General features: G+C 38.1%; 20 protein-coding genes. 16 read left to right on the forward strand and 4 right to left on the reverse strand.

Features of this window, described 5'->3' with window-relative positions:
* Positions 1-100 precede the first annotated feature (100 nt).
* Together FJR45_RS03870 and plsY are read right to left on the reverse strand one after the other, a co-directional pair.
* Complete coding sequence (locus FJR45_RS03870; RefSeq protein ID WP_193151433.1) at positions 101-433, reverse strand: dihydroneopterin aldolase; 333 nt, start codon at positions 431-433, stop codon at positions 101-103.
* Between the two features lies 1 nt (position 434).
* Positions 435-1049: a glycerol-3-phosphate 1-O-acyltransferase PlsY gene (gene plsY / locus FJR45_RS03875; protein ID WP_193151434.1), complete on the reverse strand. Its 615-nt coding sequence runs from the start codon at positions 1047-1049 to the stop codon at positions 435-437.
* 372 nt (positions 1050-1421) lie between these two features.
* On the opposite strand from plsY, the gene nadA reads away from it, so the two are divergent.
* From nadA to FJR45_RS03950, 16 genes are read left to right on the forward strand one after another with little or no spacing between them, the layout of a single operon-like run.
* A complete protein-coding gene (gene nadA / locus FJR45_RS03880) occupies positions 1422-2420 on the forward strand; it encodes a quinolinate synthase NadA (RefSeq protein WP_193151435.1) in 999 nt (332 codons plus the stop codon).
* Positions 2417-3232, forward strand: a complete 816-nt coding sequence (gene nadC / locus FJR45_RS03885; protein WP_193151888.1) for a carboxylating nicotinate-nucleotide diphosphorylase — start codon at positions 2417-2419, stop codon at positions 3230-3232. Before nadA ends, nadC begins: the two co-directional genes overlap by 4 nt.
* Before the next feature lie 12 nt (positions 3233-3244).
* Entirely contained in the window at positions 3245-4297 is a 1053-nt protein-coding gene (flhB, locus tag FJR45_RS03890) for a flagellar biosynthesis protein FlhB (RefSeq protein ID WP_193151436.1), read from the forward strand.
* A 29-nt stretch (positions 4298-4326) separates the two neighbouring features.
* Positions 4327-4995, forward strand: coding sequence for a DHH family phosphoesterase (locus FJR45_RS03895; RefSeq protein WP_193151437.1), 669 nt, complete (start codon positions 4327-4329; stop codon positions 4993-4995).
* 1 nt (position 4996) lies between these two features.
* A complete protein-coding gene (gene pgp6 / locus FJR45_RS03900; RefSeq protein WP_193151438.1) occupies positions 4997-6364 on the forward strand; it encodes a peptidoglycan metallopeptidase Pgp6 in 1368 nt (455 codons plus the stop codon).
* A 10-nt stretch (positions 6365-6374) separates the two neighbouring features.
* Positions 6375-7259, forward strand: a complete 885-nt coding sequence (lpxC, locus tag FJR45_RS03905) for a UDP-3-O-acyl-N-acetylglucosamine deacetylase (protein ID WP_193151439.1) — start codon at positions 6375-6377, stop codon at positions 7257-7259.
* Positions 7252-7710 (forward strand): hypothetical protein, encoded by a 459-nt coding sequence (locus FJR45_RS03910; protein WP_193151440.1) that lies wholly within the window; start codon positions 7252-7254, stop codon positions 7708-7710. The genes lpxC and FJR45_RS03910 overlap by 8 nt, the downstream gene beginning before the upstream one ends.
* 8 nt (positions 7711-7718) lie before the next feature.
* Complete coding sequence (gene thrB, locus FJR45_RS03915) at positions 7719-8600, forward strand: homoserine kinase (protein WP_193151441.1); 882 nt, start codon at positions 7719-7721, stop codon at positions 8598-8600.
* 30 nt (positions 8601-8630) lie between these two features.
* On the forward strand, positions 8631-8894 hold the full coding sequence (locus tag FJR45_RS12395) for a YlxR family protein (RefSeq protein WP_151900792.1): 264 nt from the start codon (positions 8631-8633) through the stop codon (positions 8892-8894).
* Positions 8878-11556: a translation initiation factor IF-2 gene (gene infB, locus FJR45_RS03920; RefSeq protein ID WP_193151442.1), complete on the forward strand. Its 2679-nt coding sequence runs from the start codon at positions 8878-8880 to the stop codon at positions 11554-11556. The genes FJR45_RS12395 and infB overlap by 17 nt, the downstream gene beginning before the upstream one ends.
* Before the next feature lie 9 nt (positions 11557-11565).
* Positions 11566-11934: a 30S ribosome-binding factor RbfA gene (gene rbfA / locus FJR45_RS03925; protein WP_193151443.1), complete on the forward strand. Its 369-nt coding sequence runs from the start codon at positions 11566-11568 to the stop codon at positions 11932-11934.
* Positions 11931-12380 carry an LSm family protein gene (locus tag FJR45_RS03930; RefSeq protein ID WP_193151444.1) on the forward strand — a complete coding sequence of 150 codons (450 nt, stop codon included), beginning with the start codon at positions 11931-11933 and terminating at the stop codon, positions 12378-12380. The genes rbfA and FJR45_RS03930 overlap by 4 nt, the downstream gene beginning before the upstream one ends.
* Positions 12374-13384, forward strand: a complete 1011-nt coding sequence (gene ribD, locus FJR45_RS03935; RefSeq protein WP_193151445.1) for a bifunctional diaminohydroxyphosphoribosylaminopyrimidine deaminase/5-amino-6-(5-phosphoribosylamino)uracil reductase RibD — start codon at positions 12374-12376, stop codon at positions 13382-13384. The genes FJR45_RS03930 and ribD overlap by 7 nt, the downstream gene beginning before the upstream one ends.
* A gap of 4 nt (positions 13385-13388) precedes the next feature.
* Positions 13389-14123, forward strand: a complete 735-nt coding sequence (ubiE, locus tag FJR45_RS03940; RefSeq protein WP_193151446.1) for a bifunctional demethylmenaquinone methyltransferase/2-methoxy-6-polyprenyl-1,4-benzoquinol methylase UbiE — start codon at positions 13389-13391, stop codon at positions 14121-14123.
* A gap of 8 nt (positions 14124-14131) precedes the next feature.
* Positions 14132-15385, forward strand: coding sequence for an exodeoxyribonuclease VII large subunit (gene xseA, locus FJR45_RS03945; protein ID WP_193151447.1), 1254 nt, complete (start codon positions 14132-14134; stop codon positions 15383-15385).
* On the forward strand, positions 15382-15981 hold the full coding sequence (locus FJR45_RS03950) for an FmdE family protein (protein WP_193151448.1): 600 nt from the start codon (positions 15382-15384) through the stop codon (positions 15979-15981). Before xseA ends, FJR45_RS03950 begins: the two co-directional genes overlap by 4 nt.
* A gap of 10 nt (positions 15982-15991) precedes the next feature.
* On the opposite strand, the gene sppA is transcribed toward FJR45_RS03950, so the two are convergent.
* Both sppA and mqnF read right to left on the reverse strand, forming a co-directional pair.
* A complete protein-coding gene (gene sppA / locus FJR45_RS03955) occupies positions 15992-16861 on the reverse strand; it encodes a signal peptide peptidase SppA (protein WP_193151449.1) in 870 nt (289 codons plus the stop codon).
* On the reverse strand, positions 16862-18085 hold the full coding sequence (gene mqnF / locus FJR45_RS03960) for an aminofutalosine deaminase family hydrolase (RefSeq protein ID WP_193151450.1): 1224 nt from the start codon (positions 18083-18085) through the stop codon (positions 16862-16864). It lies immediately after the preceding gene.
* Positions 18086-18127: the final 42 nt, after the last annotated feature.

An 18127-nucleotide genomic window follows, 5' to 3' on the forward strand; every position in this document is an offset into this window, starting at 1 on the left:
TAATTCTTTCCTGTGCTTAAATATTTGGTGGAATAATAGCATAAATTTAGGTTACTTTAAAGTTTTTTTCAATTTTTTTTAAAAAAAAATGAAGTTAGGATTAAGATTGGAAGTTTGTAATATTGCTTACACTGACCTTGCAGTCGGGTAAAATGGAGGGTTTTGTTATTTTCAGATAAAGAGTATTTATTTTCGAAAATTTATTTTTAAGCGCTCTGCTCAAATCCTGAAGCGCATCTTCAATAAGTAAATATTTTTTGTTTTGCATATCTGTTTTTATAAATTCTGCCACCTCCGCATAGTTTATAAAAACATTATCCTCAAAATCATACTCTATTGCAACATCAATAATGACTTTTTGCTCATTTTGTCTTTCATGTTCCAAAATACCGATGATACATGTAAAGTGTAACGCTTCTATATGAATTTTCAATTTATATGACTCTTTTTTCTTCGCCCTTGATGACACGAACGATATTAGGGATATGTTTGTAAAACAGGATAAATACAATAAATACAACCGGTGCATGCGGCATATTCGGATGTATGATAAAACTTGCAACAAGCAAAGAGAAAACACCCGTGAGGGAAGAGACAGAAGAGATACGGACTGTTTTAGCCATAACAAGCCACACAACAAGAGCAATGGTGGTCTCCAGCGGTAAAAGAAACATCATAACACCCATGCCTGTTGCAATACCTTTGCCTCCTTCAAATCCAAGATAGGGAGAAAAACAATGACCCAAAACTGCCAAAACAGCAATAGCCCATAAAACGGATTCGTCAAGCCCCATGAAGTAGGCAACAGCCAAAACGCTGACACCTTTGAGTGCATCCAATACAAGAGTTGCAATACCGAGTTTTTTTGCCAGATCCGGATTTTTTTCCTTGACAACGCGTAAAACATTTGTAGCACCGATACTGCCGCTTCCTGCTGACTTGACATCAACACCTGCAAATTTCTTTGCAAGCAAAAGACCAAAAGGAATACCTCCAATGAGATATGCAGCAATATAAAACTGTACATTGATATTAAATAAAAAATCCATAAATTACCTTAAATTATTTGAGTGACAGCATTCTACAGTTTTTATGCTAAATATATTTTGATATAATTGCATAATAATAAAATTGTAAGTGCCTGACCAGAATAAATGACATAATTTAATGAAGAGAGAAAATGCAAGATACAAGGCGAAAATCCGTAGGAGCTACTAGTAGCTTCAAGGATTTTCAACGAAGTTAGATTGTATTTTCTCTCTTCACCCGAAGGGCAACATACAAAGGACTCATTTCCTGCGTTGAACTTTCGTTAACGATACCAGTATCGCCAACAAAAGTTCGCCTTGAAACTAAACCCTTTGTGTGTTGTTAAATATGTCATTTATTCTGGTCAGGCACTTAGTAAACAGGATGATTTTTTGCAGTTAACAAATGATGAATTAAAAAAACGAATTTCCGAGCTCAAAGAAAAACTGAGTGTCACAGTTGTTGCACACTTTTATCAGCGTGATGAAGTGTTTGAACTTGCTGATATTACAGGCGATTCATTAGAATTGGCTATGAGAACAATGGCAGATGATGCAGAATTTGTACTCTTTTGCGGTGTCGGATTTATGGGGCAGAGCGTGAAAGTTCTTTCACCACACAAGCGTGTCGTTATGCCAAAAATTGCCTGCTGTGCAATGGCGCGCATGATTGACTCTCTTTATTATGATGATTCTGTGAAATTTTTAGAAGACAACGGCATTGCCAAAGAAAATATTTTGCCGATCACCTACATCAATTCAAATGCTGAGGTAAAAGCAAAAGTCGGAGAGATGGGCGGAATGGTCTGTACAAGTTCGAATGCCAAAAAAATCATTACAACAGCATTGGAGGAGGGAAAGAAAATTCTTTTTGTCCCTGATCGGTGTCTTGGACAAAATATTGCCAACCAGATGGGACTCAAATCTATGGTGATTGGGCAAGAGGGTGATCCAAAAGAGGCAGACATTATCTGTTATGACGGTTTTTGCTCGGTGCATCAGCTTTTTACACTCGATGATATAGCTTTTTACCGTAAAAAATTTCCGGGTATAAAAATTGCAACACATCCCGAATGTGACCCGGCTGTTTGTGATGCCAGTGATTTTGTAGGTTCAACCTCACAGCTTATCAAATATATAACAGAGCTCCCGGAGGATCAAAAAGTAGCTGTGGGAACAGAGTTTAATATGGTAAATCGACTGCGACCAAAAAATACCTATGTGTTAAGCTCCACAAAACCGGAATGTCCGACAATGAATGAAACAACCCTTGAAGATGTCTATCTGACACTCAAAGCGATAGATGAGGGCGAGCCGATAAACGAGATAGAAGTTGATCCAAAAACGCAAAAATGGGCAAAAATCGCATTAGAGCGAATGTTGGCATTATGATAGAAGAGTTTGTAAAAGAAGCCTTGGCTGAAGATGTGGGGCGTGGTGATTTATATGCACTCGTAGAGCCTGCGGTACCTGCAAGTGCTAAAATCATAGCAAAAAGTGATGGTGTTGTTGCGGGACAAAAATATATAGACGTTTTGGCAAAGCTTGAAAAGTTTTCTGTTCAATGGTTGAAATCTGACAAGCAGGCATTTCACAGTGGAGAAACGATTGCGGTTTTAGAAGCAGATTCGCATACACTGCTTCGCTGTGAAAGAACAGTTTTGGATATGCTTTTACACGCAAGTTCCATTGCTACACTGACAAGAAGATATGTCGCAATAATAGAGCCATACAGGGTAAAACTGTTGGACACAAGAAAAACAAGACCATTGTTACGAATATTTGAAAAGTATGCAACACGCTGTGGCGGTGCTGTAAATCACAGAATGGGACTTGATGACTCTCTGATGATAAAAGACACCCATCTCAAAACAATTCAAAACCTGCAAAGCTATATAGAAAATGCAAGAAAGGTTATTCCATTTACTGCAAAAATTGAAGTAGAGACCGATACACTTTTTATAGCACAAGAGGCCATGCAGGCGCAGGCAGATATCGTTATGTGTGATAATATGACACCGGCCCAGGTGGAAGAGGTTGTGGCTTTTAGAAATGAAAACTATCCGCATATCCTTTTAGAAGCGAGTGGAAACATCTCTTTGGAGACCATTGAATCTTATGCAAAAACAGGAGTAGATGCCATCAGCTCAGGTTCATTGGTGCATCAGGCCAACTGGATTGATTTGTCAATGAAAATGGATTAGAGGTCATAATTTATGGCTGATGATGCTGAAAAGACAGAAGAACCCACCCCCAAGAAAATAGAAGATGCCCGAAAAGAGGGGAATGTTCCAAAGTCCCAGGACACTTCGGGAGTTATAACACTTTTTGTTGCCATACTTGGTATTTTAATGCTTTTTCCTTATATGGCAACACATATGATTCGTCTTTTTCAATACTATTTTTCCCTTATAGGCATGCCTGTAGACAAATTGTTTGCAATAGATATTGCCATTGTTACTATAAGGGAGTTTTTGCTTATGGTCATTCCTCTGGCTGCTGCTGTGGCGATTGCCGGTGTAGTGGCTGCACTTGCACAGTTTGGATTTTTATTTACGACAAAGGCTATTATGCCGGACTTTAAAAAGATTGACCCCATTAAAGGAACAAAGAATCTTTTTTCCTTAAAAAAGCTTATTGAAGGTGTGAAAGTAACACTGAAATCTTTTACAACTCTTGGTGTCGGTTTTTTGTTTTTCTTCTATTTTATTGAAGAGTTGCCGACAGTTGCACTTTTTGGACTGCATGATCAGCTTGTCTGGCTCAAAGACAAAATGATAATTATTGCTTTTGTGATGCTCTTTATTATCTTTATTTTTGCAATTATAGATATAATTATTGTAAGAAAACAGTATTTTAACGGGTTGAAAATGTCAAAACAGGAGATTAAGGATGAAATGAAAAATATGGAGGGTGATCCACTCATAAAATCAAAAATCCGACAGATTCAGATGGAAGCTTCCCGAAAAAGGATGATGGCAGAAGTTCCAAATGCCGATGTGGTGATAACGAATCCTACGCATTATGCTGTTGCCATAAAATATGATGAGGCAAAGGCACGGGCTCCGATTGTCATTGCAAAAGGAATGGATCATATAGCACAGCAAATCAAGAAAATAGCCAGAGAGAATCATGTGCATATTGTACAAAACCCCTCTTTGGCCAGAAGTCTTTACAAAGAAGTTGATGTAGACAAGCCTATTCCCGAAGCATTGTTTCATGCTGTAGCCGAAGTTTTAGCCTATGTTTACAAGATGAATAAAAAATAGTATATAATTATATTTAAAAAAGTAGACATTTGAGAGCTTTTGATGATATAAAAAGTGCTAAACATATAGTAATTCAAACAGACAACATTTCATTTGCAAATGCAAATGCCCTGTATTCTTATGTATTGGCGCTGCATAAAAAAGTCTCCCTGGTAGCTATCGGACAAATTGATGAGAAGTTTTCTTTTTTACCGTGGTTTAGCCGCGTACGTGATACTGTACCAAAGCAGGCAGACTGTATAATAGAAGCAGAACCTGATGCAACAGAACTCTATTTTGCATTAAAACAAGAGGGTGTTTCTATCAATCAAAAAATGGCAACAGCACTGTTTGGGGCTCTTTTGGAATTTACACAGGGGTTTTCAAATGCAAAATGCACGGGTACGGCTTTTGTTGTGGCTGCTGAGCTTATAGAACTTAAAGCTGAGCACCTTACATGTAAAGAGTTTTTACAAAGAAGAGAGCCCCTGTCATTGTTTCGTTTGAAATCCATACTGTATAAAAAGATGTTGCAGAGTGACAATGCGCAGGTTATGAATATGTATGTTTCAGATGAAGATTTAAAATCGAGCGGTGCAAGGTTGAAAGATGCAGAAGAGATAATGAAAGAAGTGTTGAAAACGGTACATGTAAAAGAAGTCAGGCTTTATAAAAGTGACGAAAATAACAAAATATTAAAATCAATTAAGGAAATATAATTTGAGAAATAAAAAAAACAGATCTTCGGTTGGCGGATTTTTTATAACGGCCCTTCTTATAGGGGCAGGAGCATATGTCTATTTTTCTGCAATGTTTGAAAGAAATGCCCCTGTAATCACACTGCAGACAAATGGTTACTGGAATCTCAAGAAACCATTGCCGTTAAAGATAGAAGATGAGAGCGGTATCAAATCATATAAAGTGATTTTGCGAACCAAAAATGGTGAGAGTGAGTTGTTATACAATCAACTGCTGTATCCCGAAAAAGCAGTGAGTCTGAAATTAGAACCGCCAAGAGGTGCTTCAGCAATCAAAGACAAAAATATTGAAATTGTTGTACAGGCACAGGATGCGAGTAAATGGAATTTTTTAAATGGCAATACGGCGGTAAAATCTTTTAAACTGAGAATTGACAAAAAAAGACCGCAGGTAAACATTGTGAACAATTCCTATAAAATATCCCGAGGAGGTGCGGCCCTTGTAATTTTTAAAGCGGAAGATGAAAACTTAAAAGAGTTGTACATAAAATCAAATCACAATAAACATTTTAAGGTAGAACCTTTTTATAAAGAGGGATACTATATAGCTTTGCTTGCCTGGCCCGTACAGGATGAAGGTTTTAAAGCAACAGTTGTAGCAAAAGACTCGGCGGGAAATGTAAGAAAAACCTATGTTCCGCTTTATTTGAAAAACAAAACATACAGGCTTTCAAAAATTACAATTTCGGATAAATTTTTAAACGGAAAAATTGCCGAACTGGCTGAAGAGTTTGATGAGACTCAGGGAGTAGAAGATCCCCTGGAAAGATTTAAAATCATTAATGAAAATATACGAGAAAAAAACGAGGCGTTGATACATAAACTTACGTCAGACGTTCCTCAGGAAATGATCAGTGATTTTAAAATTAAAAAAATGTATCCTTTGAAAAACGGAAAGGTTGTGGCATACTTTGGAGATCATAGAAAATACTACTACAAAGGTCAGTTTATCAGTGAAGCATACCATTTGGGTTTAGACATGGCCAGTCATGCAATGGCACCTATACGCACACAAAACGGCGGGAATGTAGTCTTTGCAGATTATAACGGACTGTATGGGAATTCACCTATTATTGCACACGGACTGGGGCTTTATACTCTCTACGGACACTGCTCAAGTCTTGAAGTTTCCGCAGGTGATGAGGTGGCACCAAACAGTGTTATCGCAAAAACAGGAAAAACCGGTTATGCGATGGGAGATCATCTGCATTTTGGTGTATTGGTGCAAGGGATTGAAGTCCGACCTCAAGAGTGGATGGACAAAAAGTGGATAAAACTTAATATTAATGATATTATTAAGAGTGCTAAAAAAATCATTGATGGCAAATAAAGGATAACAGATGTATCAGACAACAATCAAAAAAAGTGTGGAGCTTGTCGGGATAGGCTTGCACAAAGGTTCTCCTGTGCGCTTAAGATTAGAACCTTTGGAGTCAAACAGCGGTATTGTGTTCTATAGAAGTGATGTGGATGTGTCTATTCCCTTGGTTCCTGAGAATGTTGTTGATACGAAAATGGCGACAGTTATAGGTAAAGACAATTATGTGATTTCTACCATAGAACATCTTTTGTCTGCGGTGTATGCATACGGCATTGATAATCTTCGTGTTGTTGTTGATGCAGATGAAGTGCCCGTGATGGACGGCAGCAGTGCAAGTTTTTGTATGCTTTTGGATGAAGCGGGCATACAAGAGCTTGATATTCCAAAAAAGGTTATGATGATTAAAAAAGAGGTAGAGATTAAAGAAGGGGAAAAATATGTAAAACTCTCTCCTTCGCCTGATTTAAACTATGACTTTACCATTAAATTTCCTCATCCTGTGATTCAGACACAAGCGTATGTATTGAAATTTACCAAAGAAAGTTATAAAAATGAGATTGCTCGTGCTAGAACATTTGGATTTTTACATGAAGTACAATACTTGCGTTCAAAAGGACTTGCTCTGGGAGGTTCTTTGGAAAATGCAGTGGTTTTGGATGATAAAAAGATACTCAACCCCGAAGGATTACGATTTAGTGATGAGTTTGTACGGCATAAAATTTTAGATGCTATTGGAGATATGAGTCTAATTGGAATGAATTTCATAGGAAACTACGAAGCATTGGCAGGAAGTCATGATCTTAATCATAAGTTGACACTGGCTCTTCTTAAAGATGCTGATAATTATGAAGTGGTAGAACTTGTCGGTGAAAAAACAAAAGAGTTAGAAAAAGCATATGCATAAAGTAGATGTACTATGTATAGCATTGGGTTCACCGATTCTTATTGGCATATACGCAGAGAATAAGCTTGTAGAAACGATACAGAGCCATGAAAAAAGTTCTGATATTCTTCCGTTAATTTATCAAGAAATATTTGAAAAATATGAGGTGAAAAAACTTTTGTATGCCAATGGACCGGGAAGTTTTATGTCTATTAAAGTAGCCTATATATTTTTGAAATCACTGAGTATATTAAAAAAAATACCGCTTTTTGCAACAGATGCTTTTTATTTTAATAAAAATCAGCCTATCAAAGCGATTGGAAAGCTATATTTTGTTAAAATAGACCAAGAGATAAAAACTCAAAAAATAGAAACAGCACCACAAGCAGATTTTATATTGCCGGATGTGTTGGATTATAAAGAGTTTAGCACAAATACAACGCCCCTTTATATGATAGGTGCAGTTGGATAGGATAATCAGTGACAATAAGTGTACCGGCAACATCTGCAAACCTCGGACCAGGTTTTGATACTCTGGGTTTGGCAGTAGATTTGAGAAACAGAGTTGAGTTTCATCCCTCGAAATTTTTTAGTGTAAGCATAAAAGGTGAGGGTGAAAACAACCCGAGACTCAAAGGAAACAATCTTTTTATCAGCATATTTAATGATCATTATTCAAGATTGATAAAAAACAAACAAAATTTCAAATTTACATTTTATAATCAAATTCCAATGTCCCGCGGACTTGGAAGTTCTTCTGCTGTTATAGTATCAGCGATTGCTTCAGCGCATGAAGCGGCTGGTATAAGGGTTTCAAAGCGCCGTATATTAAATCACGCACTTGTGTATGAATCACACCCTGACAATATTACACCTGCTGTGATGGGTGGATTTAATGTTGCAACAGTTGAAAAAAACAAGGTTTTTTCTCAAAAAAAACATCTGCCGGATTATCTCAAAGCTGTAGTCGTCATTCCGAACAAGCAGATGAATACTTCAAAATCCAGGACCGTACTTCCTAAATCCTATTCGAAAGAGAATGCGGTTTACAACCTTTCTCATGCAGCCTTGACTGTAGCTGCATTTTTTAATGAAGACTGGGAAATGTTGAAACTTGCGGCACAGGACAGATTTCATCAAAAAGCAAGAATGAAAACACTGCCGGAACTTTTTTCGGTACAAAAGGTAGCCTATGAAAGCGGAGCATTGATGAGTACTCTTTCAGGGAGCGGTTCTACATTTTTTTCACTTGTTTATGATGAAGATTCTGCGATGATTGCCAACAGAATGAAGCAGAAATTTCCTGACTTTAATGTAAAAGTTTTGAATTTTGATAATGATGGACTTATAATAGAGCGATAACTCTATTAAATAAAGTAAGATTTAGATATAATGGCAAAAAAATTTCATCAACCAACGAGAATGTGCGTTTCTTGCAGAATAAGAGAACCGCAATGTAATCTATTGAGACTGCAATGTTTTAATGGTGAATTGACAGCATTTGACGGGACGAAAAGAAGTTTTTATTTATGTCAAAGTTGTCTAAAAGAAGAGAAAAAACTTCTTCGAGCTTTAATGCGTCAATGCAAAAGCCCAGATAAAGATAAACTTATGAATAAATTAAAGGAGATCATCACTGATGATAGAAAAAGTTAGAGTACACGAAATTGCAAAAGAGCTAGGAATAGCTTCTAAAGATGTTTTAGAAAAAGCAAAAAAAATGGGTCTTGAAGTAAAATCTGCACAAAGTGTAGTAACAATGGAACAAGCAGAAAGTTTGGCAAACTACATAATGAATGGTGATGATACTGCTGAAGCGCAAAAACCAAAAGTTGTAAAAAAGACATCTAAAAAAGTTAATGATGATACTCCTGAAGAAACAAAAAAAGATGAACAAGAGTCACCTGCAGTACAAGAAGAAGCTGCAACTGAACAAAAGAGTGCAACTGAAACCCCAACCGAAGTCAAAAAAGAAGCTGAAGTCCAAAAAGAAGCTGAAACTGAAAAAGAGCCAAAAGTTGAAAGTGTAGCCGAAAAAGAGAAAAGTGTTGAAGAAAAAACACTCAAGAAAGAAGAAGCGCCGAAAAAAGAGGTGAAGAAAACGACATTAAGAGTTGTATCTCCATCACTCAGACCTGCTATTAAAAAATCAGGTTTAAAGATTGTTAAAAAGAAAAAACCAAAAGTTGAAGAAACATACAGTATGCCACAAAAACAGGCATCAGTATCTTCTTATGGAAAAATGAGTGCTGAAGCACTTGCAGAATTACAAAGAAAGAAAAAGTCAACAACAAAACAGGCGCCAACGAGTAAAAAAGATCAAGGGAAAAAACTTGATATTTTTGGCGGTTCTTTGGCTGAAGTATCCATGGATATGGATGATCAGGTTACATTGTTGGATTTAAATGCAACAGAACGTGCTCCAATAGCTCCGGAAGAACCTAGAAAACCAAGAGCGCCAAAGCCAGCCGGTAGAAATGCAAACAAAAAACAGGCACCGCGTGGAAGAAAAGTTTCTCGTGACAAAAGAAAAAAATATGCAAAAGCATCTCACGAAGAGGAAATTGTCACACATGTGGAAATTCCTGAAGATATTCGCGTCTATGAGTTTGCCGAAAAACTGAAACGTCCGATGTCAGACATCATAAAAGTTCTTTTTGATCTTGGCATGATGATGACGAAAAATGACTTTTTAGGCGCAGATGAGATTGAAATTCTTTCTGAAGAGTTTGGTGTTGAAGTGACTATTGTCGATCCAAAAGACGAATTTAACTATGTTCAGGAAACAGACGAAGAGGATCCTAATGCTGTTGAAAGACCGCCTATTATAACAATCATGGGACATGTTGATCATGGCAAAACTTCATTGCTTGACTCTATACGAAAAGCAAAAGTAACAGAAGGTGAAGCCGGTGGAATTACACAGCATATCGGTGCCTACACGATTGAGCAAAAAGGCAAGGCAATTACTTTCATAGATACACCGGGACACGCTGCTTTTAGTTCTATGCGTCAACGCGGTACAGATATTACAGATATTGTTATTATTGTTGTTGCTGCTGATGACGGTGTGAAACCACAAACACTTGAAGTCATAAAAATTGCCAAAGATTCAGGTGTACCGATTATTGTGGCACTGAACAAGATGGATAAAGAGACGGCAAACCCTGATCTTGTCAAAGGGCAAATGGCAGAGCACGGTATTTCTCCTGTTGACTGGGGCGGGGATGTGGAATTTGTGCCTGTCTCTGCAAAAACAGGTATGGGTATTGATGATTTACTGGAAAACATTCTTTTGACTGCAGAGGTTTTAGAACTCAAAGCCAACCCTGATGCTCCTGCAAAAGCGGCAGTTGTTGAATCATCTTTGGAAAAAGGACGTGGTCCAGTTGCAACTGTAATTGTGCAAAACGGAACTTTAAAAGTCGGTAACAATGTAGTCTGTGGCAGTTCGTACGGTCGCGTGAAAGCTCTTGTTAATGAAAACGGCAAACAAATTAAAGAAGTCGGACCATCGCATACAGCAGTTGTTGTAGGTCTAAATGAAGTCCCTGCAGCCGGTGAAATTATGATGGCGATGAACAGCGATAAAGAAGCCAAAGAGTATGCACACAAACGTTATGAATATGAGAGAAACAAAGAGCTTTCAAAATCAACGAAATCTACATTGGAAGATATGACTTCTATGATTGCAGAAGGCAAACTCAAATCTCTTAAAGTGGTTCTTAAAACGGATGTTCACGGTTCACTTGAAGCGATTAGAAGTTCATTGACAGAACTTAGAAATGACGAAGTGAAAATTGATGTTATTTCAAGCGGTGTCGGCGGTATTACAGAGAGTGATGTCGAACTGGTAAGCAACTCTGAAAACTGTGTATTACTCGGTTTTAATGTTCGTCCGACAGGTTCGGTAAAAGCACTTGCAAAACAGAGAAATGTAGATATCAGAACCTATTCTATTATTTATCAGCTTCTTGATGATATGACAGGTATGTTAACAGGTATGATGGCTCCGAAATTTACGGAAGAAAATACAGGTCAGGCGGAAGTTAAAGATGTCTTTAAATCTCCAAAAGGCATGGTTGCAGGATGTCTTGTTGTTGATGGCAAACTTATCCGTGGCGGACTTGTGCGTGTTATTCGTGAAGGTGTTGTTGCCTATGAGGGTGAACTTGTATCACTGAAACGCTTTAAAGATGATGTGGAAGAAATCGGAAACGGTTATGAATGTGGTGTGATAATCTCCAACTATGATGATGTGAAAGTCGGTGATGTGATTGAAACATTCAAAAAAGTCGAACAAAAAGTATCTCTGTAAAGAAGACAAATGAATGAAGCACAAATAAAGCTGAAAAGAACGGAAGCTCTTTTAGCCGAACTTATTCCCGAAGCACTCAGCCAGCTCAATGACAACCGTTTACATGAACTCAGTGTCATTGAGGTAAAATGTTCTCGTGGAAGAAGCGACGCCAAGGTCTATATTGACCCAGCTAATTTCAGCGAAGAAGAAAAAAGAATCTACCTGAAGCAGTTGAGAAAAGCTCGTCCTTTGGTAGAGGATTTTTGTTTGAAAGACCAAGGGTGGTACAGATGTCCAAAACTGACATTTGAGTTTGACGAACAGTTGAAAAAATCCCAAAATATTGAAGATTTGTTTAAAAAAATAGCCAAAGAGCATAAAGGAGAAGCATCATGAGTTTGCAAGGTGATATAGCATCTGTAGTCAAATCCGTTGATTTGGAACTTTATGACACGGTTGTTGTCAATGAAAATGATGAAACAATTTTTCGCATAAGTGTCATTTCTCCCGAAATAGAAAACGGCAAACGCAAAGGGGTCAGCCTGGATGCGTGTGTTGAGTTAACACATCTCATTTCTCCCTTACTGGATGTTACTCCTCCAGTTTCCGGCGAATACAGACTGGAAGTCGGCAGTCCCGGCATCGAGAGAAAGCTGACAACGTTAGAACATTTCAAGAAATCTCTTGGTGAAAATGTCTCCCTGCTTTTAGATGAAAAAGTAAAAATAAAAGGCAGACTCAGCAAAGTTGAGGGAAACAGACTTTTTGTAGAAAAAGAGGGGCAAACAGAAGAGATTGACTTTAATGCAGTAAAAAAAGCAAAAACCTATTTTGAATGGTAACAGATCACAGCTTTTATATGAACCTGGCCGTTGAAGAGGCTTGGAAATATCAAGGATTGACCTACCCAAACCCTGCAGTAGGCTGTACACTCAGAGGTGAACATGGTGAAATTTTAGCTGTTGAAGCACATCACAAAGCCGGAGAGCCGCATGCTGAAGTGAATGCTTTGAAGTCTGCATACTACAAACTGACACAAAACAAAGAAATACTGCAGCTTTTTACCTCCGAACAAATCCATACTTTTTTACTGAAAAACCATAACAATATTTTTAAAAACTGTTCTTTGTATTCTACTCTCGAACCCTGTTCCCATGTAGGCAAAACCCCCTCATGTGCTAATCTGATTGCACAACTTGGCATAAAAAATCTTTATATCGGTGTAGAAGATTCAAATGAAACTGCGGCAAACGGCAATGCACTTTTAGTGCAGAGCGGCTTACATGTACGCTTACATGTAAGCAAAGAAAAATGTGAAGATCTGCTCTTTCCGTTTCAAAAATTTCTCAAAGAGAGATTTGTTTTTTTTAAATGGGCACAACGACTGAACGGCACAACGGATGGAGGCATTATCAGTTCTGAGGCTTCAAGAAAAAATGTCCATGCTATGCGTAATGTATGCGATCTGCTTGTTATCGGCGGCAATACGGTCCGCTGTGACAGACCGACACTTGATGCACGCTTGGTCAACGGAAAAGCTCCCGATATTTTAATCCTTTCCCGTCAAAAAGAGTTTGACAGAAGCATTCCTCTGTTTCAGGTGCCAAATCGAAAAGTAATTATAGAGAGTGATTTTTCTTTACTGAAAAATTATAAAAATATTATGATTGAAGGCAGTGCAAAAATGTATGAGTTAAGTCGTGATATTGTTGATTATTATCTGTGTTATCTTGCTCCTGCGTTTGGCGGAGAGGAGGGATTTAAAAATATTGAGGATAAATTTGAGATTTTAAATGCAGGCAAAGAAGCAGAAGATATAATACTGTGGATGAAAAGAAGGATATGAATTTATGAGTATTTTAGACCAAAAAGATGATGTAAAACAAGAAAAAATCGTCTCTATGTTTGATGATATTGCATCAACGTATGATACTGCAAACCGCGTGATGAGTATGGGTGTGGATATTTCATGGCGAAAAAAAGCCTGTGATTTGGCTTTTGAGTATTATGGTAAAAAAAATATTGATAAAATTGTAGATGTTGCCTGCGGTACCGGAGACATGATGGGGTACTGGAAGAAACAGTCGCAAAAAGCAGATGTGCAAATCGCTGAATTTGTGGGTGTTGACCCATCTAACGGCATGGTCGATGTTGCCCGCAAGAAATTTCCCGATTTTTCATATTATATCGCAAAAGCAACCCAGATACCGCTTGAAGATGCCAGTGCAGATATTTTAAGCATCACTTATGGTATTCGTAATGTTGTTGAGCGACAAGAAGCATTTTATGAATTTAACAGAATGCTTAAAAAAGAGGGACTTGTTGTCATTTTGGAATTCATGAAAGATGAAAACAAAAATATCCTTAAAAAAATCCGTGATATTTATATGCATAAAATTCTCCCTTATGTCGGTGCCGCCATCTCCAAAAATTTAGAAGCATACACTTACCTGCCAGATTCTATAGAAAATTTTGTAACCATCCAGGGCATGCAAAAAGAGCTGGAAAATGCAGGCTTTGAAATGCTCCACACACAAAGTTTTTCAATGGATATTTCAACACTTATAATCGCCCGTAAAAAGTAGAAAAAAGCATGCACACACTTTCAGTCTCCGCTTTGAATGAGCAGATTAAAACTGTTTTAGAGAGTTCATTTGAAAGAGTATATGTCGAGGGAGAGCTCTCCCGTATCACTTTTCACAACTCCGGACATATATATTTTACCCTTAAAGACAAAGATTCGGCAGTCAGTTGTGTGATGTTTCGTGGGAATGCTTCAAGGTTGAAATTTCGTCTTGAAGAGGGGATGAAAGTTGTCATAGACGGTGCCGTTACGCTCTATAAACCCCGTGGTAGTTACCAAATAAACTGTTTTTCTGTTGAACCTGCCGGGCAGGGTGCTTTGGCTTTAGCGTATGAGCAGCTCAAACAAAAACTCTCTGCGCAAGGCTATTTCGCTCACGAGAGAAAAAAAGAACTGCCAAAATTTCCCTCCCGTATTGCACTGATTACCTCAGGCACCGGTGCGGCACTGCAAGATATACTGCGCGTTGCCAATTCGCGTTACAGACTTATAGAAATAGATGTGTATGATGTACTCGTGCAAGGTGAAGGGGCAGCGTTTAGTATAGCAAATGCTCTCAAATCTGCCGATACAAAAGGGTATGATATTATAGTCATAGGTCGTGGTGGCGGAAGTATTGAAGATTTGTGGGCATTTAATGAAGAGATTGTTGCCGATGCTCTTTTTCATGCAAAAACACCGATAGTCTCAGCTGTAGGGCATGAAATTGACTGGGTAATCAGTGATTTTGTGGCAGACTTGCGGGCACCGACACCCAGTGCTGCCATGGAGATGATACTGCCTGACACCAATGAACTCTATCAGTATTTAGATTCCTTATCGACACAGTTAACCCAAAGAATAACCCATAAAGTATATAATTTACAGCAAGAACTGTTACATGTAAAGAACTCCTATCTGCAACATTCAGTGGAGAAAAAATTACAATATCGCGTTGATGAAATTAAAAAACTGCAAGAAGATTTTGCCCAGGCAATCACTTTTCGTCTGCAAAATTATAAAAAAGAAGTGGATTCATTACAGCAACGATTTCCGCAAACAATTCAGAGCGTGTTAAATATTGCGCAAAATCAACTTTTAAACCTGCAAAAAATGCTAGAATCCAATAATCCAAAATACAAAAACAAAAAAGGCTTTGCACAGATTGTAAAAGATTCACAGGTAGTGGATTTGTCTTCACTCAAGGTAGATGATGTATTTGAAGCCCAGAGCGATACATACATAGTTAGTGCAAAGGTCTTGAAAAAGGAAAAAATCCGATGAATTATCCACAATTTTTTGATGCCGTACAAAGCATACCACTCAAAGACCCTTTGGCGCAGGTTTTAGGCGCTTTTGAAAACGGAGAATATGAAATAACATACTTAGAAGTTGTTAAAGCCGCAGGGCACTCTTGCCCGACGGTTGCCGGTGCCTATATAATGGCAAGCGAAGCACTGAAAGTTTTATATCCAACTCAGCGGGCAGTCCGTGGCAATATAAAAGTAGAATTTAAAGAGTCGTTAGAAGATGGCGTTGCCGGTGTTGTCGGTAATGTTATTGCACATATTACCGGGGCGACAGACAAAAGCGGATTTAAAGGCTTAAATGGACAGTTTGCACGCCACTCTCTTATGTTTTTTAATGCAAATATAGATTCATCCGCAAGATTTACGAGAGTAAATACAGGAAAAAGTGTAGATGTAAATTATAATCCTTCGACGGTACCTGCCTCACCGGAGATGATGCCGTTGATGCAAAAACTGACTAGCGGAGCAGCCACTCCTGAAGAAGTCAAACATTTTGGTGAATTATGGCAGGAGAGGGTACAAAGAATTTTTGAAAATTTAGAAGAAGTTGTCAAAGTTACGGAGTTGTAAACTCTGTAACTTATTTTAAAATCAAATCAGGGAAGTAGGTATTTAAAATCACAGCTGTTGAAGCGGACAGTTTTTTGAGCAGTTTGTCAAACTTGTCTTCTTTGTTCCATACGGGATGTAAAACACCGCTTAACTTTGCCAAGGCGTTTTTTGCATCATATTCGACACCAATACTGTCAATGAGACCGACTTTTTTCGCCTGTGCTGCCGTAAATATATGGGCATTTGCATAGGTGTCTCTTTTGTTCAAATCCAAATGTCTTGCATCGGCAACATCCTTCGTAAACATATCATATGTTCCTTGAATAACCTTGTTCAACTCAGCGACTTCGTACTTTTTCCACGGTCTGTCCGGTGTGCCTATCTGTTTATAGAGACCGGCTTTTACCACTTGAGATTTTATACCGATTTTGTTCATCAGACCGCTTAAGTCGGCCCCCTGCATAATAACTCCGATACTGCCTATCATGCTGCCCGGATTTGCTATGATTTTATCAGCCCAGATGCTTGCATAATAGCTTCCGCTTGCCATAGTGCCTTTGGCATAGGCTATGACAGGCTTTTGCTCTTTTAGTCTTTTGATGGCATACGCGATTTCGACAGAAGGCGAAACGGCACCGCCGGGAGAATTGACAATGAGCAAGACACCTTTTACAGCACTGTTGTGTGCAGCTTTATTTATTTTTTGTACAACATCTGCGGCATCCATAATCGGACCGCTGAGATTGATTTTTTCCAAATTATAGCTTGTAAACTCTTTTTCACTTGCCGGAGCAAAGAGTAAAATCAAAATCAGCACAAAGAGCATGGCCTTGAAATGGTTTTGGATATAGTTCATAATTGCTGCTATGGGAGAAAATATTCTTTTTAATAATTCCATTTAATCATCTCCTTTTACAAATTTTCCGTTAATGAAAATTTTTGAGATATTATAGCGATGCAGTATTAAATGAACAGCTAACTCTTCATTTGGTTCGGTATCGAGATCAAGAACTATCATATCTGCATTTTTCCCTTCTTTTATTTCTCCCGTATTGAGTCCCAGTGCTTGGGCAGCATGGAGCGTGACTCCTTGTATGAGTTGTTTTGCTAATTCTAATAAAGGAGCATTACTGTGCATAAAAAGGGAGATTTTCATCTCTTCAAACAAATCAAGTTGATAGTTTGAGCTTAAACCATCAGTCGCAACAATCCAGCGAATCTTTTTTTCATTCAGTTTTTTGATATTGAGTGTAGGATTGCCAAGAAGTCTGTTGGAAATGGGACAGTGAATGACAGTATGGTTTTGTTTAGCTATTTTTTCTAACTCTTCTTCGTTTGTTTTGACTGCATGTGTAAGGAGTGCTTCAAAACCGTCAAAATAGTTCAAAAACTCTTTGGCATCACTGATGCTTCTGTCTTGCTTGAGCAGTGTTTTGAAAAATTCCTTAAAATCACCGCTGCTTGAATCAAGCCAGTTGCGTTCGGCTTCACTTTCCATAAAATGTGCTGTAAGTTTTAGGTTTTCATTTTTAACAATCTCCAAAGCTTTTTGTATAAGAATCGGATGTACAGAGTAGGGAGAGTGGATGGCAACTGCAGGATAAAATCCTTCTCTTTTAACAGCTTTTGAGGCATCAAGCCGTGCTAAAAAGTCATTAAAAAGAGCATCCGCCATTCCTGCTTGTGAACCGATAAGTTCATTAAAAAATACAACATTCTGTTTTGCATTAATACAGGCTTCAAGATCCATGGCATGGGAGCTTATGGCACCAAAGGTTGTGATACCGCTTGCAAGCATAGCATCTATCGCTTTAGTCATACATGCAAGGTCACAGCCTGCGATAAGGTCTTCACGATTTTCTATGACACTGTAGAGCCAGTTCAAAAAATCACCGTAACTGAGCTGATTTTTGTTGGCAGAAAATTCTACATGTACGTGTGCATTGATAAGACCGGGCATAAGCAGCGAATTTTTTTGCAGCTGTATGGTTTTGGCTTCTGGAAATTTCTGCTCCAGTTCTTCTAAACTGCCTATGTCTCGGATGGTTTTGTCAAATGCAATTGCCTTGTCTGCAAGGAGAATATCAGGTGTTAAAATATAATTGGGAACGAGTATTGTCATCTTTTTTTCTTTTTTTCGAATTATACACTTTTTTTAATATTA

This window comes from Sulfurimonas sediminis, from assembly GCF_014905115.1.
GTDB classification, from domain to species: domain Bacteria; phylum Campylobacterota; class Campylobacteria; order Campylobacterales; family Sulfurimonadaceae; genus Sulfurimonas; species Sulfurimonas sediminis.

What these genes read in the sequence shown, in the direction of transcription:
- plsY (WP_193151434.1), bottom strand. Translation starts at nt 1,049, where the DNA reads ATGGATTTTTTATTTAATATCAATGTACAGTTTTATATTGCTGCATAT.
- nadC (WP_193151888.1), top strand. Translation starts at nt 2,417, where the DNA reads ATGATAGAAGAGTTTGTAAAAGAAGCCTTGGCTGAAGATGTGGGGCGT.
- flhB (WP_193151436.1), top strand. Translation starts at nt 3,245, where the DNA reads ATGGCTGATGATGCTGAAAAGACAGAAGAACCCACCCCCAAGAAAATA.
- lpxC (WP_193151439.1), top strand. Translation starts at nt 6,375, where the DNA reads ATGTATCAGACAACAATCAAAAAAAGTGTGGAGCTTGTCGGGATAGGC.
- FJR45_RS03910 (WP_193151440.1), top strand. Translation starts at nt 7,252, where the DNA reads ATGCATAAAGTAGATGTACTATGTATAGCATTGGGTTCACCGATTCTT.
- FJR45_RS12395 (WP_151900792.1), top strand. Translation starts at nt 8,631, where the DNA reads ATGGCAAAAAAATTTCATCAACCAACGAGAATGTGCGTTTCTTGCAGA.
- infB (WP_193151442.1), top strand. Translation starts at nt 8,878, where the DNA reads ATGATAGAAAAAGTTAGAGTACACGAAATTGCAAAAGAGCTAGGAATA.
- rbfA (WP_193151443.1), top strand. Translation starts at nt 11,566, where the DNA reads ATGAATGAAGCACAAATAAAGCTGAAAAGAACGGAAGCTCTTTTAGCC.
- FJR45_RS03930 (WP_193151444.1), top strand. Translation starts at nt 11,931, where the DNA reads ATGAGTTTGCAAGGTGATATAGCATCTGTAGTCAAATCCGTTGATTTG.
- ribD (WP_193151445.1), top strand. Translation starts at nt 12,374, where the DNA reads ATGGTAACAGATCACAGCTTTTATATGAACCTGGCCGTTGAAGAGGCT.
- ubiE (WP_193151446.1), top strand. Translation starts at nt 13,389, where the DNA reads ATGAGTATTTTAGACCAAAAAGATGATGTAAAACAAGAAAAAATCGTC.
- xseA (WP_193151447.1), top strand. Translation starts at nt 14,132, where the DNA reads ATGCACACACTTTCAGTCTCCGCTTTGAATGAGCAGATTAAAACTGTT.
- FJR45_RS03950 (WP_193151448.1), top strand. Translation starts at nt 15,382, where the DNA reads ATGAATTATCCACAATTTTTTGATGCCGTACAAAGCATACCACTCAAA.
- sppA (WP_193151449.1), bottom strand. Translation starts at nt 16,861, where the DNA reads ATGGAATTATTAAAAAGAATATTTTCTCCCATAGCAGCAATTATGAAC.
- mqnF (WP_193151450.1), bottom strand. Translation starts at nt 18,085, where the DNA reads ATGACAATACTCGTTCCCAATTATATTTTAACACCTGATATTCTCCTT.